The organism is Pseudomonas sp. P5_B2, from assembly GCF_056400445.1.
In genome coordinates this window covers 1-16944 of the sequence record NZ_JBFULH010000059.1, presented here as the reverse complement: position 1 = coordinate 16944, position 16944 = coordinate 1, and the positions used below count along the sequence as shown (strand labels likewise).

Sequence of the window (16944 nt, the reverse complement as noted above, 5' to 3'; positions counted from 1 at the left end):
AACCCGGACTCTGTAGCAGCTGTCGAGTGAAACGAGGCTGCGATCTTTTGATCTGGCCTCTAACCGCAAGATCAAAAAGATCGCAGCCTCGGTTCCCTCGACAGCTCCTACAACCCCAAAATTTCCGGTCCGCTGCCAGTCCTCGCTGGCGGCGGATTTGCTGCGTCACTGCATTGTCATCTTTCTGTCATACAGGATCGCTAGGGTGTGCGCATGAATGATCTGGCCAATTCCACCATGACTACGAATCCCCCCAAGCGAATTGATTTCAATACGCCTGAGTTGCAACGCAAGCGCCGCATTCGCGCGCTCAAAGATCGCCTGACTCGTTGGTACGTCCTTATTGGCGGCCTCGCTGTCCTCGGCGCGATCACGCTGATTTTCTTCTTCCTTGGCTATGTTGTTGCACCCTTGTTCCAGGGCGCCGACCTGACCGCCAAAGACGCCATCACGCCCGCCTGGATGCAAGACGCCGGCAAGCCGTTATTGATCTCCCTCGAAGAACAGAACCAGGTCGCCATGCGGGTTTCCGACAAGGGCCAGGCGCTGTTCTTTGATATCGACAGTGGCGCTGAACTCAAGCGCGTCGATCTGCCTGTTCCGGCCGGCACTCACGTGACCTCCATCGGCGAAGACCAACCGGGACAGCCATTGGTGGCGGTCGGCTTGTCCAACGGTCAGGCCCTGGTGTTCCGTCATACCTATAAAGTCAGCTACCCGGACGGCAAGAAAACCATCTCGCCGGCGATCGAGTATCCGTATGGCGAAAACCCGATCGCGTTGAACGAGGCGGGCGGTGCGCTGGAGCACGTCAGCCTCAACGCCAACGATTCCACACTGATGCTGGTCGGCGCCACGGGTTCGCAACTCAATGTGTTGTCGCTGACCAGCGAAGAAAACATGATGACTGGCGAAGTCACCAACGAGCAGAAGCGCATCGATCTGCCGCAGATGACCGAGCCGGTGAAGAACATCTTCGTCGACCCGCGTCAGCAGTGGCTGTACGTGATTAACGGTCGTGCTCAGGCCGATGTGTTCAGCCTGCGCGACAAGAGCCTCAACGGTCGCTACAAACTGCTCGAAAACGGCGATGCCGAGATCACCGCAAGCACCCAATTGGTGGGTGGTATCTCGCTGATCCTCGGTGACTCCAAAGGTGGTCTGGCCCAGTGGTTCATGGCGCGCGACCCCGATGGCGAGCAGCGTCTGAAGCAGATTCGTACCTTCCAGATGGGCACCACGCCGATTATTGAAATCAGCGCTGAAGAGCGCCGCAAAGGCTTCGTCGCCCTCGACGCGGCCGGTATGCTCGGCGTGTTCCACAGTACCGCTCACCGCACCTTGCTGGTGGATCAGGTTGTCGAAGGACCGGGCATTTTCGGTATGTCGCCTCGCGCCAACCGCATCATCGTCGAAGCGGGCGGCAAGCTTCAGCCGCTGCTGCTGGACAACCCGCACCCGGAAGTGTCGTGGAGCGCGCTGTGGAGCAAGGTCTGGTACGAGAACTACGACGAACCTAAATACGTCTGGCAATCGACCGCCGCCAACACCGACTTCGAACCGAAGATGAGCTTGTCCCCGCTGACCTTCGGTACCTTGAAAGCCGCGTTCTACGCCATGCTGTTGGCTGCACCGCTGGCCGTTGCTGCTGCGATCTACACCGCGTACTTCATGGCGCCGAGCCTGCGCCGCAAGGTGAAGCCGGTGATCGAGCTGATGGAAGCAATGCCGACGGTGATCCTCGGTTTCTTCGCCGGCCTGTTCCTCGCGCCTTATGTAGAAGGGCATTTGCCTGGCATCTTCAGCCTGCTGATGCTCCTGCCGATCGGCATTCTGGTGGCGGGCTTCACCTTCAGTCGCCTGCCTGAGTCGATCCGTCTGAAAGTGCCGGACGGCTGGGAAAGCGCGATCCTGATTCCGGTGATTCTGTTTGTGGGCTGGCTCTCGTTGTACATGAGCCCGTACATGGAAACCTGGTTCTTCGGCGGCGACATGCGCATGTGGATCTCCCACGACCTGGGCATCACCTACGACCAGCGCAACGCACTGGTGGTTGGTTTGGCCATGGGCTTCGCGGTTATCCCGAACATCTACTCCATCGCCGAAGATGCCGTGTTCAGCGTGCCTCGCGGTTTGACCCTCGGTTCCCTGGCCCTCGGTGCTACACCATGGCAGACCATGACGCGGGTGGTGATTCTCACCGCCAGCCCGGGCATTTTCTCGGCGCTGATGATCGGCATGGGCCGTGCGGTCGGTGAAACCATGATTGTGTTGATGGCCACCGGTAACACCCCGGTCATGGAAATGAACCTGTTTGAAGGCTTGCGCACATTGGCTGCCAACGTCGCGGTGGAAATGCCCGAGTCGGAGGTTGGCGGCAGCCACTACCGCGTGCTGTTCCTCTCGGCGCTGGTGCTGCTGTTGTTCACCTTCGTCATGAACACCCTCGCAGAACTGATTCGTCAGCGTCTGCGCAAGAAATACTCGTCGCTTTAAGAAAGGTAGAAGTCTGTGAAACAGAACTCCCTGAAAGGATGGTTCAAGAGCGGCGCCCCCGGCGTCTGGGTCAGCGGTGGCGCGGTGTCCATCGCGGTCATCATGACCATTGGCCTGCTGGCCGTGATTGCCGTGCGCGGCCTGGGCCACTTCTGGCCGGCGGATTTGATTCACGCCAGCTATGACGTGCCAGGCCAGGCCAATCACCTGGTCGTCGGTGAAGTGGTACAGAAGGAAGAAGTGCCGCGTGAGCGCCTGAAAAGCGCTGGCCTGCCGGTGCCCGATCAGGGCCCGGAGTTCATGACGCGTGAGCTGATCAAGGTCGGCAACCGTGACTTGAACGGCAACGACTTTACCTGGATCGTCGGCGATTGGCTGACCAACCAGAAAACGCCGCCTGAGTTGATGACCGTTGAGCGTCGCGAATGGGGCAACTTCTACGGTTACCTGGTCAACGTCAAACAGGATGGCAAAGTCATCGCTGAAGGCGAAGCGGCCTGGCCGGAACTGCAGGCGCGTGTTGATCGTGTGAACAAGCTTGCGGCACAGCTCAAGAGCCTGGAAAAATCCGACATCGGCGCGATCAACGCGGGTCTGGAGCGCATTCGTCTGCACGGCCGCAAACTGGAACTGGCCGGGCAACTCGACGCCGCCGCGCAAGCAGACATGGATGCCGAACGCGCCGAGTTGAATGCACGTTATCAAGACATCGAAGCCCGTCTGAATGACTTGCACGCTCAGTTCAATCGCGACAGCCTCACGGCCCGCGATGCGAACGGCAAAGAAATCGAAATCAGCATTGGCAAAGTGGTTCACGCCTACCAGCCGAACGCCATGGGCACGCTGACCAAGATCGGCTTCTACTTCAGCAAGGTCTGGGAATTCCTCAGCGACGACCCGCGTGAAGCAAACACCGAAGGCGGGATCTTCCCGGCGATTTTCGGCACCGTGATGATGACGTTGATCATGGCGATGATCGTGACGCCATTCGGCGTACTGGCGGCGGTCTACCTGCGCGAATACGCCAAGCAGAACGCGTTGACCCGGATTATCCGGATTGCCGTGAACAACCTGGCAGGCGTACCGGCCATCGTTTACGGCGTGTTCGGTCTGGGCTTCTTCGTCTATGTACTGGGCGGCTCGGTTGACCGCTTGTTCTTCCCTGAAGCATTGCCGGCACCGACTTTCGGTACGCCGGGTCTRCTCTGGGCTTCCCTGACGCTGGCGCTGCTGGCGGTGCCGGTGGTGATTGTGGCAACGGAAGAAGGTCTGGCGCGGATTCCTCGCACTGTGCGTGAAGGTTCGTTGGCCCTCGGCGCCACCAAGGCGGAAACCTTGTGGAAGATCGTGCTGCCGATGGCCAGCCCGGCAATGATGACCGGTATGATCCTCGCCGTGGCACGTGCCGCTGGTGAAGTAGCGCCGCTGATGCTGGTGGGTGTGGTGAAACTGGCACCGTCGCTGCCACTGGACGGCAACTACCCGTACCTGCATCTGGATCAGAAGATCATGCACCTGGGCTTCCACATTTATGACGTCGGCTTCCAGAGCCCCAACGTCGAAGCCGCGCGGCCGCTGGTGTACGCCACGGCGCTGCTGCTGGTGCTGGTGATTGCCACGCTCAACCTGTCGGCCGTCTATATCCGAAACCACCTGCGCGAGAAATACAAAGCGCTGGATAGCTGATTTGAAGAAGCACTGATTCCTATGTGGGAGCGAGCCTGCTCGCGAAGCTTTTGGTGCCAGTACTGGCCCCTTTGCGAGCAGACTCGCTCCCACACAACCGAACCGAATTTGTTAGCACAGGGAGCCTCCCATGCAGCACGAAACACATACCCACGGCATCAACATGTCGGCGTTGGGTCGCGACAAACRGAGCCTGAGTCTTGAGCAGGAAACCGTGGCCATTGAAGTGCCTGGCCTGAGCCTGTTCTACKGCGAAAAACAAGCGCTGTACGACGTCAGCATGAACATCCCGAAACAGCGCGTAACCGCCTTCATCGGCCCGTCCGGTTGCGGCAAGTCCACGCTGCTGCGCACCTTCAACCGCATGAACGACCTGGTTGACGGCTGCCGTGTCGAAGGCGCGATCAACCTCTACGGCAACAACATTTACCGTAAAGGCGAAGACGTGGCCGAACTGCGTCGCCGTGTCGGCATGGTGTTCCAGAAGCCGAACCCGTTTCCGAAAACTATCTACGAAAACGTTGTTTATGGCCTGCGCATTCAGGGCATCAACAAGAAGCGCATTCTCGACGAAGCGGTCGAGTGGGCGTTGAAAGGCGCGGCACTGTGGGACGAAGTCAAAGACCGCCTGCACGAATCGGCACTCGGCCTGTCCGGTGGTCAGCAACAACGTCTGGTGATCGCGCGCACCATCGCCGTGGAGCCGGAAGTGCTGCTGCTCGACGAACCGTGCTCGGCACTCGACCCGATCTCCACGTTGAAAGTCGAAGAGCTGATCTACGAACTGAAATCGAAATTCACCATCGTCATCGTGACCCACAACATGCAACAGGCCGCGCGGGTATCCGACTACACGGCGTTCATGTACATGGGCAAACTGGTGGAATTCGGCGACACCGATACCCTGTTCACCAATCCGGCGAAGAAGCAGACCGAAGACTACATCACCGGGCGGTACGGCTAGCCGTACAGCTGCAAGCCGCAAGCTTCATGCGGCAAGAAAGAAGCGGTGCGATATCAGGACTTATATATAACTGCTTGAAGCTTGCAGCTTGAAGCTTGCAACTTTCGCGGAGCGAAACAGATGATTAGTAAAGAAGGCCTTACCCACCACATTTCCGCGCAGTTCAACGCCGAGCTGGAGGAAGTACGCAGCCACCTCCTGGCCATGGGCGGGTTGGTGGAAAAGCAGGTCAACGACGCGGTAACCGCGCTGATCGAAGCCGACTCCGGTCTRGCCCAGCAGGTTCGCGAGATCGACGACCAGATCAACCAGATGGAACGCAACATCGACGAAGAGTGCCTGCGCATTCTGGCCCGTCGCCAGCCAGCGGCGTCTGACTTGCGTCTGATCATCAGCATCTCCAAGTCGGTGATCGACCTGGAGCGCATCGGCGACGAAGCAACCAAGATTGCCCGCCGCGCCATCCAGTTGTGCGAAGAAGGCGAAGCGCCGCGCGGTTACGTCGAGGTTCGTCACATCGGCGACCAGGTGCGCAACATGGTGCGCGATGCACTGGACGCATTTGCTCGTTTCGACGCCGATCTGGCGCTGTCGGTGGCGCAGTACGACAAGATCATCGACCGCGAATACAAGACCGCCCTGCGCGAGCTGGCGACCTACATGATGGAAGACCCACGCTCTATCTCAAGGGTCTTGAGCATTATCTGGGTGCTGCGTTCGCTTGAGCGGATTGGCGACCACGCGCGCAACATCTCGGAACTGGTGATTTACCTGGTGCGAGGCACCGACGTGCGTCACCTGGGCCTCAAGCGAATGAAAGAAGAAGTTGAAGGAACAAGCGGCGAAACCGCTAATGTTCTGGGCAAAGCTGACGATAAGTAAGACTGCCCAAGAAAAACGCCCGGTCCTTTGGCTGGGCGTTTTTGTGTGCGGTGTTCGACATTGGAAGCAGCACCCGCGAACGAAAAGTCCCGGCGTGACTGAAGGTTTTTGGCAATGTGCCATAAGCAGAACAGTGGCTTGCCGGGATTTTTTCGAGGGATAGTGGATGACCAAGATTAGCGTGTTGGTGGTGGACGATGCAGCGTTCATTCGTGACCTGGTAAAAAAATGCCTGCGTAACGTTTTCCCGGGCATCCGCACGGAAGACGCCATCAACGGCAGGAAGGCTCAGGTCCTGCTGGCCAAGGAAGCGTTCGACCTGGTGCTGTGCGACTGGGAAATGCCGGAGATGTCGGGCTTGGAGCTGCTGACCTGGTGTCGCGAGCAAGACCACCTTAAAACCATGCCCTTCGTGATGGTGACCAGCCGTGGCGACAAAGAGAACGTGGTGCAGGCGATTCAGGCCGGCGTTTCCGGCTACGTCAGCAAACCCTTCACCAACGAACAACTGCTGAGCAAGGTCAAGCAGGCGCTGAACAAGGTCGGCAAACTGGACGCCCTGATGAGCGGTACTGCGCCAAAAATGAACTCGGCCTTCAGTGGCGATACCCTCAGTGCATTGACCGGTGGCAAGCGTGCCGTGGTCGCACCTGCTCCAACTGCCGCACCGTCTCGTGGCTTGCTCAACAGCCCACCGGTCAAAGTAGCGCCCGCCGACTCGCCTGCCAGCGGTCGCGGTAAAGGTCAGTTGCGCCTGCCCAGTGGCATTCAGCAATGTGTGATCAAGGCCCTGAGCATCAAGGAAGCGCTGCTGGTGGTTAAGCGCACCGACACGCTGCCGCAGGTACTCGACAGCGCGGTGCTCGACCTGGAGCAGGGCGAAAACGCTGAAATCGCTCGTTTGAACGGTTACCTGCATGCGGTTGTCGCCCACGAACCCAAACCCGACAGCGACTGGTTGCAACTGACCTTCCGCTTCGTCGACCAGGATGCACAGAAGCTCGATTACATCTCCCGCCTGATTGCACGGGGTACGGCGCAGAAACACTTCATTCCTGGCGCGTGATCTTCATCACCTTTTAGGCCGCTTTCGCGAGCAAGCCCGCTTGTGTCTTGCGCAGGAATTAGACTGATGATGAGAGCGGGCTTGCTCGCGAAGGGGCCCTCAGAATCACCACACATCCGCTGAACAGCCCCATTTTGAAACATCTGCCGAGTACCCCGGTCCATTGCAGCTGCTAGGCTCAATCCAAGGCCTTACTCATCAGAACCCTGCTCATGTTCGCGCGACTGCTGTTTTTCTGTGGGCTGTTCATGGCCACCACCTCCGCTCTGGCCTTGACGGTCTACAAGTCCACCGATGCCAATGGTGTGGTCGCCTACAGTGACCGCCCCACCAAAGGCTCAGAGGTGTTCGTTTTTCGGGATCGCATGGATGAGCACCTTGAGCGTCAGGTATACCTGGTGTTCATGAAGAAGGACGGCGTGCACAGCGTGTATGTGCGCAACAACCTGTATGCCCCGGTGGAGATCAATTTGAGCTTCGCCGGATTGAAGAACGTCAGCGGCGCGGGTCGACCGATTCACAAGGTTTTGCCGGCACGTAGCAGCATTCGTGTAGCGGTGCTCACCGCAACTCAAGCCGGAAGGCCGCTGGTGTACACCCCAAGGTTCAAATACGCCTTGGGCAGCCCCTCAGGGTCCGCCTTGGCCTATCGATACCCGCTGCCGTGGCGCGGCGGTCCGTTTCGCATAAGTCAGGGTGCCAATGGCGAGTACAGCCATTTCGGACCCAAGAGTCGCTACGCGATGGACATCGCCATGCCCGAAGGCACACCGATCATCGCCGCGCGTGCCGGGGTGGTGGTGAAGACCGAGAGCGGGCAGAGCGGACGCGGCACCAACCCGTCGGGCAATTTCGTGCGGGTGCTGCACAATGACGGGACCATGGGCGTGTATCTACACCTCAAGCAAGGTTCAGTCAGGGTTCGAGAGGGTCAGCGGGTGGAAGTGGGCAGTGCTCTGGGGTTGTCGGGTAATACCGGCAACAGCACGGGGCCACACCTGCATTTCGTGGTGCAGCGCAATACGGGGCTGGGGTTGGTGTCGATTCCGTACCAGTTCAAGCAACCGGTAGGGGTGTTGCCCAACTTTGTGTTGGGCAAGCAGTAATGTGTTGGCTGATCTGACGCTATCGCGAGCAGGCTCGCTCCCACAGGGGAATGCGTTTCAAATGTGGGAGCGAGCCTGCTCGCGATGGAATCGACTGGGACTCTAGGTCAGTCGATCAATCCAGCATCAACACCTTGGCCAATATGATCTTCGGTCCTTTCATCTTCTTGATGATGATCCGCAGACCTTCGACTTCCAGGACTTCTTCCTCTTCCGGCACCCGCTTGAGGCTTTCGTAGACCAGCCCGGCGAGGGTTTCGGCTTCGACGTGATCCAGATCGATGCCCAGCAGGCGTTCGACCTTGAACAGCGGTGTATCACCGCGCACCAACAACTTGCCCGGCTGGTACGCGAGGATCCCGCGCTCGGCCTTGCGGTGTTCGTCCTGAATGTCGCCGACCAGCACTTCCAGCACGTCTTCCATGGTCAGGTAGCCGATGATGTTGCCGTCGGCCTCTTCCACCACGGCGAAGTGCGAACCGCCCTTGCGGAACTGTTCCAGCAGCTGCGACAACGGCATGTGCCGCGATACGCGCTCCAGCGGACGGGTCAGTTCAGCCAGGTTGAACGATTCGGGGATGTGGTCGAGTGCCGCCAGTTCCAGCAGCAGGTCCTTGATGTGCAGCAGGCCGACAAACTCCTGACGCTCGCTGTCGTACACCGGGTAACGGCTGAACTTGTGGCGACGGAACATCGCCAGGATTTCCTTCAGCGGTGCGTTGAACTCCAGCGTCACCAGGTCTTCCCGGGAGTTGGCCCAGTCGACTACTTCGAGTTCGCCCATTTCCACGGCCGAGGCCAATACACGCATGCCTTGGTCGCTCGGGTCCTGGCCACGGCTGGAGTGCAGGATCAGTTTCAGTTCTTCACGGCTGTAATGGTGCTCGTGATGAGGGCCGGGCTCACCTTGGCCGGCGATCCGCAGGATGGTGTTGGCGCTGGCGTTCAGCAAGTAGATCGCCGGGTACATGGCCCAGTAGAACAAGTACAGCGGCACGGCGGTCCACAGCGACAGCAGTTCGGGTTTACGAATGGCCCAGGATTTCGGGGCCAGCTCGCCGACGACGATGTGCAGGTACGAAATGACAAAGAACGCGGCGAAGAACGACACACCTTTGATCACTTCGGCCGACTGCACGCCGACCGCTTCCAGTATCGGTTCGAGGATGTGCGCGAACGCGGGTTCACCGACCCAGCCAAGGCCGAGGGAGGCGAGGGTGATACCCAGCTGGCACGCCGACAGGTAGGCATCGAGCTGGCTGTGAACGGTGCGCAGGATATGCCCGCGCCAGCCGTTTTTGTCCGCGATGGCCTCAACCCGGGTCGAGCGCAATTTGACCATGGCAAATTCGGCCGCAACGAAGAATCCGTTGAGCAAAACCAGGATCAGAGCAAAAAGAATCATGCCGAAATCGGCGAATATTGTTGCGAGGGTCAAACCAGGGGAAGGGTCCATGATGGAGTTTTGCGGGTTCCGTGTATTCAAGAGGAAGGAAAAAAGTGCGCCTGAAGGGCAGGCACAAGTCAGCCAATGTAGCGGCTGACTGGTCGATTGCCTAGTGGCGCGTGCTGGCCGGTATCAGTCAACGGTCTTGAGGGCTTGGGATTTGGCTACCTGAACAGGGGCAAAGTGGCAGGTAAAGGTGCTGCCATGGCCCGGCACACTGCTGATTTCCATCCGCGCGCGGTGGCGCAGCAATACATGTTTGACGATGGCCAGGCCCAGGCCGGTGCCGCCGGTATTGGAGTTGCGGCTGGAGTCGACGCGGTAGAAACGTTCGGTCAGGCGCGGCAGGTGTTTGGTATCGATGCCGATCCCGGAGTCTTGCACGCTCAGGTGCGCACCTTGCTCATCTGCCCACCAGTGAACGCGGATATTGCCTTCGGCCGGGGTGTATTTCACCGCGTTGAACACCAGGTTGGAAAACGCACTGCGCAGTTCCGCTTCGCTGCCCTTGAGTAGAACCGTCGGATCGGCTTCCAGGGTGATGCGCTGGTTTTTCTGGCCGGACAGCTGCTGGGCATCGCCCTTGATCGACTGCAGCAAGTCTTCAACAGCCACCGGCTGGTTGTCCGACGGGTAATCGGTGGCTTCCAGTTTGGCCAGCAGCAGCAAGTCATTGAGCAAGGTCTGCATGCGCCCGCCCTGTTGCTGCATCTGCTGCAAGGCACGGGTCCAGCGCGGATTCACTTCCTCGGCATTGTCGAGCAGGGTTTCCAGATAACCGCAGATAACCGTCAGCGGTGTGCGCAGTTCATGGGAGACGTTGGCGATGAAGTCTTTGCGCATTTGTTCCAGCTGATGGATGCGCGTGACGTCGCGCACCAGCATCAAGTGTTCATTGTTGCCGTAGCGAGTGATGTACAGCTGAATGCGCACGCGATCATTGGTCGGCGAGGGGATTTCCAGCGGTTCGGCGTAACTGCCCTGCTCGAAATATTCCTTGAAGCGCGGATCGCGCACCAGGTTGCTCACCGGCTGGCCGCTGTCTTGCGGGGTCTTGAGGCCGAGCAGGGTTTCGGCGGCGCGGTTCCACCATTCCAGGTTGCCGTCGCTGTCGAGCATGACCACCGCGTCTTTCAGCGCGGCGGTGGACTCCTGGATCCGGTCGATTACCGCTTGCAGACGCCCACGCACCCGTTGGTCGCGACGTTGCAAGTGATAGATGCTGTCGAACACCTCGCCCCATAAGCCATAGCCATCGGGCGGTGCTTCGTCGGCTGAGTGCTGGCGCAGCCATTCGTGCAAGCGCAGCAGTTGCTTGAGCGTCCAGGCCAAATAGAGGCCCAGTCCTGCGGCGAGGCTCCAGCCGTAGTAGCCGGTAATCAGGCCGATCACCAGGCAGCTGGTGACCAGTAACAGCATGTGGCGAATCAGGGTGCCATGCCAATTTTGATTCAAGGGGGGCGTCCTAGCGCAGCTCCAGGTTTCAAGCTGCAAGCTATAAGTTAGAGCAGCTGTATTGTTGCTTGCCGCTTGTAGCTTAAAGCTTGCCGCTGCTTCTATGCTTTTGTGGAAAACCGATAACCCGTGCCGCGCACGGTTTGTACCAGATTCTCGTAGGCATCGCCGAGGGCTTTGCGCAGACGCCGGATGTGCACGTCGACGGTGCGCTCTTCGACGTAAACATTGCCACCCCAGACTTGATCCAGCAACTGGCCACGGGTATAGGCACGTTCCTGGTGGGTCATGAAAAATTGCAGCAGGCGGTATTCGGTCGGGCCCATTTCGGCCGGTTTGCCGTCGATGGTCACGCGGTGGCTGATCGGGTCCAGCAGCAAGCCGCCGACTTCAATCGGCCCTTCGCCATCGGCTGGACCGGCACGGCGCAGTACGGCTTTGAGGCGCGCTACCAGCTCACGGGGGGAAAACGGTTTGGTGATGTAGTCGTCAGCGCCGACTTCCAGGCCCTGGATCTTGTTGTCCTCTTCGCCCTTGGCGGTGAGCATGATGATCGGGATGTCCCCGGTCAGCTCATCGCGCTTGAGACGGCGAGCCAGTTCGATACCGGAGGTGCCGGGCAGCATCCAGTCGAGCAGGATCAAGTCGGGCTTGCGGTCAACGATGATGGCGTGGGCCTGCTGGGAGTTTTCGGCTTCCAGACAGTCATAGCCGGCCATTTCCAACGCAACGGCGATCATTTCGCGAATGGGCGCTTCGTCGTCGACGATCAGAATGCTCCTGYCAACCATGCCTTAGTCCTCTTGTCATTTAACTGTCTTGCGCCGCATTAGATAACGGAATTATTGCAGTCGTGTGACAGTATTTTAGTCGCGCGGCGATTGTCAGGATCCTGAACTAAGCTCTAAGTCCGAATCCTGACAACCACAAAAGGAAGGTTTCCATGAAGCAAATCTCGCAATCGTTCAAGGCACTGCTGCTGGTCGCTGCATTTTCGTTGCCGGCCATGGCCTTCGCGGCTGAGCCGGTGCATATGCAAGACGGTGTGATGGTCGACCATAAGGGCATGACCCTATACACGTTCGACAAGGATACGGGCGGCAAGTCGGTGTGCACGGGTCAGTGTGCAGAAAACTGGCCGCCGTTCACGGCGGAGGCGGGCGCTAAGGCTGAAGGCAAGTGGACCATCATCAAACGTGACGATGGCACGATGCAGTGGGCCTATGATGGCAAGCCGCTGTATTACTTCGTCAAGGACAAGGCACCGGGAGAAAAAACGGGCGACAAGATGAAAGACGTCTGGCACGTCATCACTAATTCCGGACCAAAAATGTAACCTGTAGCAGCTGGCGMAGCCTGCGTCCGGCTGCGCAGCAGYCGTAAAGTCTGCTCACGCGGTGTATCAGATGAACCGCGTGCCCAGTATTTACGRCTGCTGCGCAGCCGGACGCAGGCTGCGCCAGCTGCTACATAAAAGCGTGTGCCTTAACGCAGCGCGTAATCCAGCACAATCCCGACGAAGATCGCCAACCCAGCCCAATGGTTGTGCAAAAACGCCTTGAAGCAGCGCATCCGGTCCTTGTCGCGGGTGTACCAGAACTCCCACGCGAAACAGCCCGCCGCCGCGAGCAAGCCAAGGTGGAACCAGCCGCCGAGCTCGAATTTCGACCCGGCCAGCAACAGGCAGCCCAGGGCCAACCCCTGCAAGGTCAGGATGATCACCCGGTCCGCATCACCAAACAGAATCGCCGTGGATTTCACGCCGATCTTCAGGTCGTCGTCACGGTCGGTCATCGCGTAATAAGTGTCGTAACCCACGGTCCACAGCAAGTTGGCGATCCACAGCAACCACGCGGCGGGCGGCAATTCACCGGTTTCGGCGGTGAACGCCATCGGCATCCCCCACGAAAACGCCGCGCCCAGCACCACTTGCGGGTAATAGGTGTAGCGCTTCATGAACGGATAACTGAACGCCAGCGCCAAGCCGCCGAACGACAGCCAGACCGTGGCCGCATTGGTGCAGAGCACCAGCAAAAAGCTCACACCCATCAGCAGGGCGAAGAACACCAAGGCTTCTTTGGAGCTGATCTTGCCGCTGACCAAGGGCCGCTGTTCAGTACGTTTCACATGGCCGTCGACCTTGCGATCCGCCCAGTCATTGATTACGCAACCGCCGGCGCGGGTCAGCACCACGCCGAGGACGAAAATCACCACGTTGGCCAAGGACGGCGAGCCTTTCCCTGCAATCCACAGCGCCCAAAGCGTCGGCCACAGCAGCAGATAAATGCCGATCGGCTTGTCCATGCGCGTCAGTTGAATGAAATCCCAGGCCCGAGGGTTCAAGTGGTTCAAGGACTTGAGCAGACTCTGGTACATCAGCAGTTCTCCGGATGGGCGCGGATGGCGCTCCACAAGGGCGGCAGGAAGATTTCAGCCACCAATACGCTCAATGCACCACGGTCGAAACGCGAGCGACGACCCCACAGTTCAGGTGCCCGGGATTCCATAGGCAGCCATTCCCGAGGATAGTGACAAACCTCGATCGCGCGGCGCTGAAACGCGTGATCGCAAAACAGCAATTCCCCCAGGGAGCGGCTGCCCAATTCGTCCATGTGCAAACCATCGCCTTGCAACGCGCTGCGCGCCGCCACGCTGCGGGCAAACACCCACGCCTCGCCGTGGCCACGCAAGTACACCTCGCGCACCCAGCCCTCGCTGCCTTCGGCCAGATCCAGCGCAACACATTCGTCGGCGCGCAGCGGTTGCCAGCCTTCAAACAGCGGCGTGACGCTGAAGCTGTCATTCGACAAGCGAATCAGCCGTCGGGTCAGGGAGCCTTCGTCGAACAGCCAGTCGAGAATAGAGGCGTCGGGGAGGGGCATGAGTTGGCTTTGGGGGAGCCACGGCGGGGATATTGAGTGCGGCACAGTGAGTCATTATTGGCAGCAAATGAGGCGGCGAGCTTACCATGTCACTCAGCGATTTTGATTGATCCGGGCCGCCATTGCGCCGAACAGACTTGCATCTATCGGGCCCGATCAGTACAAAACGCCCTGAGCCGGACGGCAGCGCTTCAAACAACGACCGTTCGCGCCGGCAATACGCCTGAATCCTGAGGATGAAACAAATGAAAAAGTGGCAATGTGTAGTCTGTGGCCTGATCTATAACGAAGCCGACGGCTGGCCGGACGACGGCATTGCGCCGGGCACACTGTGGCAAGACGTGCCGGAAGACTGGCTGTGCCCGGACTGCGGCGTGGGCAAGATGGATTTCGAAATGATCGAAATCGCTGCTTAAAACAATTAGAGGAGTAAGGAATGAACGCACCTGTCGTGATCGTCGGTACCGGGCTGGCTGGCTATAACCTGGCCCGGGAGTTTCGCAAACTGGATAGCGAAACCCCGCTGCTATTGATTACCGCCGATGACGGACGTTCTTACTCCAAGCCGATGCTCTCCACCGGTTTCGGCAAAAACAAAGACGCCGACGGCCTGAGCATGGCCGAGCCCGGCGCCATGGCCGAGCAATTGAAAGCCGAAGTGCGCACCCACACTCGCATCAGCGGCATCGATCCGGGCCACAAGCGCTTGTGGATCGGTGAGGAGGCGGTGTTTTACCGTGACCTGATCCTGGCCTGGGGCGCGGAAACCGTGCGGGTGCCGATTGAAGGTGACGCATCGGATTGCGTGTTCCCGATCAACGATCTGGAAGATTACGCGCGCTTTCGTGCGGCGGCGGCCGGCAAGCGTCGGGTGCTACTGCTCGGCGCCGGCCTGATTGGCTGCGAGTTCGCCAATGACCTGAGCCTTGGCGGCTACGAGGTGCAACTGGTTGCACCGTGCGAGCAGGTCATGCCGACCCTGTTGCACCCGGCAGCGGCGGCCGCCGTCCAGGCCGGGCTGGAAAGCCTCGGCGCCCGGTTCCACCTCGGGCCGGTGCTCAATCGCTTGCAGCGCGTGGCTGATGGCCTGGAAGCGCATCTGTCCGACGGTCAGGTGATCCCTTGCGACGTGGTGGTCTCAGCCATTGGCCTGCGCCCGCGTATCGATCTGGCGGCAGCGGCCGGTGTGCAAGTCAACCGTGGCGTGGTGGTCGACCGTCACCTGAAAACCTCCCATGACAATATCTACGCGCTGGGCGACTGCGCCGAGGTCGATGGGCTGAATTTGCTGTACGTCATGCCCCTGATGAGCTGTGCAAGAGCGCTGGCGCAGACGCTGGCTGGAAACGCTACGCCAGTGAACTACGGCCCGATGCCGATCACCGTGAAAACCCCGGTGTGTCCGTTGGTGGTATCACCACCGCCACGGGGCAGCGAGGGCGTCTGGACGGTCGAAGGGCAGGGCGCCGACATCAAAGTGTTATGCCGCGATGCCAGCGGAAAACTGCTCGGTTATGCCCTGACAGGCACGGCTGTCATGGAAAAACTGGCCCTCAACAAAGAGCTTCCGGCACTGCTGGCGTAAATAGCGGTCGTTCTGTCGGAATCACCCCGCTTTTGCCCCTACAAAGCACGCGCCGATACTGGCGCGGCTCTTCCTTGCGTGCCATCCTCACTCCCGTCTGCCGCAGAGTAGAGCACTGCGGCACTTTGGGCGCTGTTCCAACGAGAACAGCACGGACATAACAACAAAAAACCGTCAAAGGGGCTTCACTAAATGCGTAAACCAGACCTCGCCGCTGCAATTGCTGAAAAAGCAGACCTCACCAAAGAACAGGCCAACCGCGTTCTCAACGCCGTTCTCGAAGAAATAACCGGCGCTCTGCATCGCAAGGACAGCGTCACGCTGGTGGGCTTCGGTACCTTCCTGCAACGCCACCGCGGTGCCCGCACCGGCAAAAACCCGCAAACCGGTGAGCCCGTCAAAATCAAGGCCAGCAACACCGTTGCCTTCAAGCCAGGCAAATCGTTAAAAGACAGCGTTAATCCATAATCGCGGCGAACTCCCCGAATCACGGGGAGAACCGGATTGAAAAATGGGCATACCGATTAACTCGGGTGCCCATTTTTTATGCTCGATAACACTGCAAGTCTGGCCATACGTCAGCCCGTGACCGGAGAGCGCCAGTCATCAGAACCCGAAGTTCCGGATACTTCATGGGTCCAGGTGATTTTGCGGTAGGTGAACTGCACTTCTTCCAGGTGCGTGAAGTGCGAATTCGACGGATCCTGGCAGTTGTGCATTTTGTTGTTGATGGCGACGATGATCGCGTCTTCCAGTTTCGTGGTGTAGTAGTGCTCTTGGGTACCTTGAGCCGAAGTGCGGTACCACTGGATAACGATTTCGCTCAGGCGCTCGCCGGAAGTCAAAGCCGCTTGCAGCAGTGGCGAGGATTTGTCGTAGACCTTGGTGATAATCACTGGCTTGTGGATGCGCTGACCGGTCGGCTGGCCGGATTGCGGGTCACGCGGGATGATCACGTCGTGGCTGAACGCCTGAACCATGACCTGGTCTTCGTGACCTTCCTGGTAGGTGTTGCCAACCGAGTCGGCAGTGAACGCGCCCCCAGTGATCAGACCTTGTTTCTCGCCAGTGACGGACATGTACGCGGGTATCGCCATGGAAGTGCTCCTTGCTCAATAAGTGAAGGTGCCCGTGAGGCGATATCGCCTGCCGGGGGCCTTACACATGTCAAGCCTCGTACCATGTCGGGGAAACTGCCTATAAATCAAGAGTGAGTAATTCTGATCTGTAGGATGTTTTTCTCGTTATTCGAAGGAGCAGCTTCGAGGGTGCACAAGAAGTTGCGCACCGCTGCGCAACTTCTTGCGCGCTTGGCTGTATGCCTTTAATTTCAAGGCCTGTAGCGTTATTTTGTCGACTTTGAACAGCTTGATTG

16 protein-coding genes are annotated in these 16944 nt (G+C 59.0%); 10 read left to right on the top strand and 6 right to left on the bottom strand.

What is annotated here, in order from left to right; translation table 11 throughout:
• The first annotated feature begins 213 nt into the window (after positions 1-213).
• The 6 genes from AC1DRJ_RS08585 (at position 214) to AC1DRJ_RS08560 (ending at position 8200) form a co-directional block, all read left to right on the top strand.
• Positions 214-2496, top strand: coding sequence for an ABC transporter permease subunit (locus AC1DRJ_RS08585; RefSeq protein WP_477801748.1), 2283 nt, complete (start codon positions 214-216; stop codon positions 2494-2496).
• A gap of 15 nt (positions 2497-2511) precedes the next feature.
• A complete protein-coding gene (gene pstA, locus AC1DRJ_RS08580; protein ID WP_477801746.1) occupies positions 2512-4182 on the top strand; it encodes a phosphate ABC transporter permease PstA in 1671 nt (556 codons plus the stop codon).
• Positions 4183-4312: 130 nt separating this feature from the next.
• A complete protein-coding gene (gene pstB / locus AC1DRJ_RS08575) occupies positions 4313-5146 on the top strand; it encodes a phosphate ABC transporter ATP-binding protein PstB (RefSeq protein WP_477801745.1) in 834 nt (277 codons plus the stop codon).
• A 120-nt stretch (positions 5147-5266) separates the two neighbouring features.
• Entirely contained in the window at positions 5267-6028 is a 762-nt protein-coding gene (gene phoU / locus AC1DRJ_RS08570; RefSeq protein ID WP_477790698.1) for a phosphate signaling complex protein PhoU, read from the top strand.
• Between the two features lie 166 nt (positions 6029-6194).
• Positions 6195-7094, top strand: a complete 900-nt coding sequence (locus tag AC1DRJ_RS08565; RefSeq protein WP_477801744.1) for a response regulator — start codon at positions 6195-6197, stop codon at positions 7092-7094.
• 212 nt (positions 7095-7306) lie between these two features.
• Positions 7307-8200: a peptidoglycan DD-metalloendopeptidase family protein gene (locus AC1DRJ_RS08560; RefSeq protein WP_477801743.1), complete on the top strand. Its 894-nt coding sequence runs from the start codon at positions 7307-7309 to the stop codon at positions 8198-8200.
• Between the two features lie 115 nt (positions 8201-8315).
• Here the strand turns inward: AC1DRJ_RS08560 and AC1DRJ_RS08555 are convergent, their stop codons facing one another.
• From AC1DRJ_RS08555 to phoB, 3 genes are all read right to left on the bottom strand, one after another.
• Positions 8316-9656, bottom strand: a complete 1341-nt coding sequence (locus AC1DRJ_RS08555) for a hemolysin family protein (RefSeq protein ID WP_477801742.1) — start codon at positions 9654-9656, stop codon at positions 8316-8318.
• Positions 9657-9779: 123 nt separating this feature from the next.
• Positions 9780-11066: a phosphate regulon sensor histidine kinase PhoR gene (phoR, locus tag AC1DRJ_RS08550; protein WP_477801747.1), complete on the bottom strand. Its 1287-nt coding sequence runs from the start codon at positions 11064-11066 to the stop codon at positions 9780-9782.
• 137 nt (positions 11067-11203) lie between these two features.
• Positions 11204-11893: a phosphate regulon transcriptional regulator PhoB gene (gene phoB, locus AC1DRJ_RS08545; protein WP_477801741.1), complete on the bottom strand. Its 690-nt coding sequence runs from the start codon at positions 11891-11893 to the stop codon at positions 11204-11206.
• Positions 11894-12045: 152 nt separating this feature from the next.
• On the opposite strand from phoB, the gene AC1DRJ_RS08540 reads away from it, so the two are divergent.
• Positions 12046-12438 (top strand): COG4315 family predicted lipoprotein, encoded by a 393-nt coding sequence (locus AC1DRJ_RS08540; RefSeq protein ID WP_477801740.1) that lies wholly within the window; start codon positions 12046-12048, stop codon positions 12436-12438.
• Positions 12439-12587: 149 nt separating this feature from the next.
• On the opposite strand, the gene ubiA is transcribed toward AC1DRJ_RS08540, so the two are convergent.
• Positions 12588-13478, bottom strand: coding sequence for a 4-hydroxybenzoate octaprenyltransferase (ubiA, locus tag AC1DRJ_RS08535; protein ID WP_477801739.1), 891 nt, complete (start codon positions 13476-13478; stop codon positions 12588-12590).
• Positions 13478-14029: a chorismate--pyruvate lyase family protein gene (locus tag AC1DRJ_RS08530; protein WP_477801738.1), complete on the bottom strand. Its 552-nt coding sequence runs from the start codon at positions 14027-14029 to the stop codon at positions 13478-13480. Before AC1DRJ_RS08530 ends, ubiA begins: the two co-directional genes overlap by 1 nt.
• 200 nt (positions 14030-14229) lie before the next feature.
• Between AC1DRJ_RS08530 and AC1DRJ_RS08525 the strand changes: the two genes are divergently transcribed.
• The 3 genes from AC1DRJ_RS08525 (at position 14230) to AC1DRJ_RS08515 (ending at position 16037) form a co-directional block, all read left to right on the top strand.
• Positions 14230-14400, top strand: coding sequence for a rubredoxin (locus AC1DRJ_RS08525; protein WP_007942683.1), 171 nt, complete (start codon positions 14230-14232; stop codon positions 14398-14400).
• A 20-nt stretch (positions 14401-14420) separates the two neighbouring features.
• Positions 14421-15569 carry an NAD(P)/FAD-dependent oxidoreductase gene (locus AC1DRJ_RS08520; RefSeq protein WP_477801737.1) on the top strand — a complete coding sequence of 383 codons (1149 nt, stop codon included), beginning with the start codon at positions 14421-14423 and terminating at the stop codon, positions 15567-15569.
• Positions 15570-15761: 192 nt separating this feature from the next.
• Positions 15762-16037, top strand: a complete 276-nt coding sequence (locus AC1DRJ_RS08515; RefSeq protein WP_003195589.1) for an HU family DNA-binding protein — start codon at positions 15762-15764, stop codon at positions 16035-16037.
• Positions 16038-16147: 110 nt separating this feature from the next.
• On the opposite strand, the gene AC1DRJ_RS08510 is transcribed toward AC1DRJ_RS08515, so the two are convergent.
• The gene (locus tag AC1DRJ_RS08510) at positions 16148-16666 is read right to left on the bottom strand and encodes an Hcp family type VI secretion system effector (RefSeq protein WP_477801736.1); all 519 of its coding nucleotides are present in this window, start codon (positions 16664-16666) and stop codon (positions 16148-16150) included.
• Positions 16667-16944: the final 278 nt, after the last annotated feature.

Excerpts from the sequence above, each read along its gene's own strand:
- AC1DRJ_RS08585 (WP_477801748.1), top strand. The coding sequence starts at position 214 with ATGAATGATCTGGCCAATTCCACCATGACTACGAATCCCCCCAAGCGA.
- AC1DRJ_RS08565 (WP_477801744.1), top strand. The coding sequence starts at position 6,195 with ATGACCAAGATTAGCGTGTTGGTGGTGGACGATGCAGCGTTCATTCGT.
- AC1DRJ_RS08560 (WP_477801743.1), top strand. The coding sequence starts at position 7,307 with ATGTTCGCGCGACTGCTGTTTTTCTGTGGGCTGTTCATGGCCACCACC.
- AC1DRJ_RS08555 (WP_477801742.1), bottom strand. The coding sequence starts at position 9,656 with ATGGACCCTTCCCCTGGTTTGACCCTCGCAACAATATTCGCCGATTTC.
- phoR (WP_477801747.1), bottom strand. The coding sequence starts at position 11,066 with ATGCTGTTACTGGTCACCAGCTGCCTGGTGATCGGCCTGATTACCGGC.
- AC1DRJ_RS08540 (WP_477801740.1), top strand. The coding sequence starts at position 12,046 with ATGAAGCAAATCTCGCAATCGTTCAAGGCACTGCTGCTGGTCGCTGCA.
- ubiA (WP_477801739.1), bottom strand. The coding sequence starts at position 13,478 with ATGTACCAGAGTCTGCTCAAGTCCTTGAACCACTTGAACCCTCGGGCC.
- AC1DRJ_RS08525 (WP_007942683.1), top strand. The coding sequence starts at position 14,230 with ATGAAAAAGTGGCAATGTGTAGTCTGTGGCCTGATCTATAACGAAGCC.
- AC1DRJ_RS08520 (WP_477801737.1), top strand. The coding sequence starts at position 14,421 with ATGAACGCACCTGTCGTGATCGTCGGTACCGGGCTGGCTGGCTATAAC.
- AC1DRJ_RS08515 (WP_003195589.1), top strand. The coding sequence starts at position 15,762 with ATGCGTAAACCAGACCTCGCCGCTGCAATTGCTGAAAAAGCAGACCTC.
- AC1DRJ_RS08510 (WP_477801736.1), bottom strand. The coding sequence starts at position 16,666 with ATGGCGATACCCGCGTACATGTCCGTCACTGGCGAGAAACAAGGTCTG.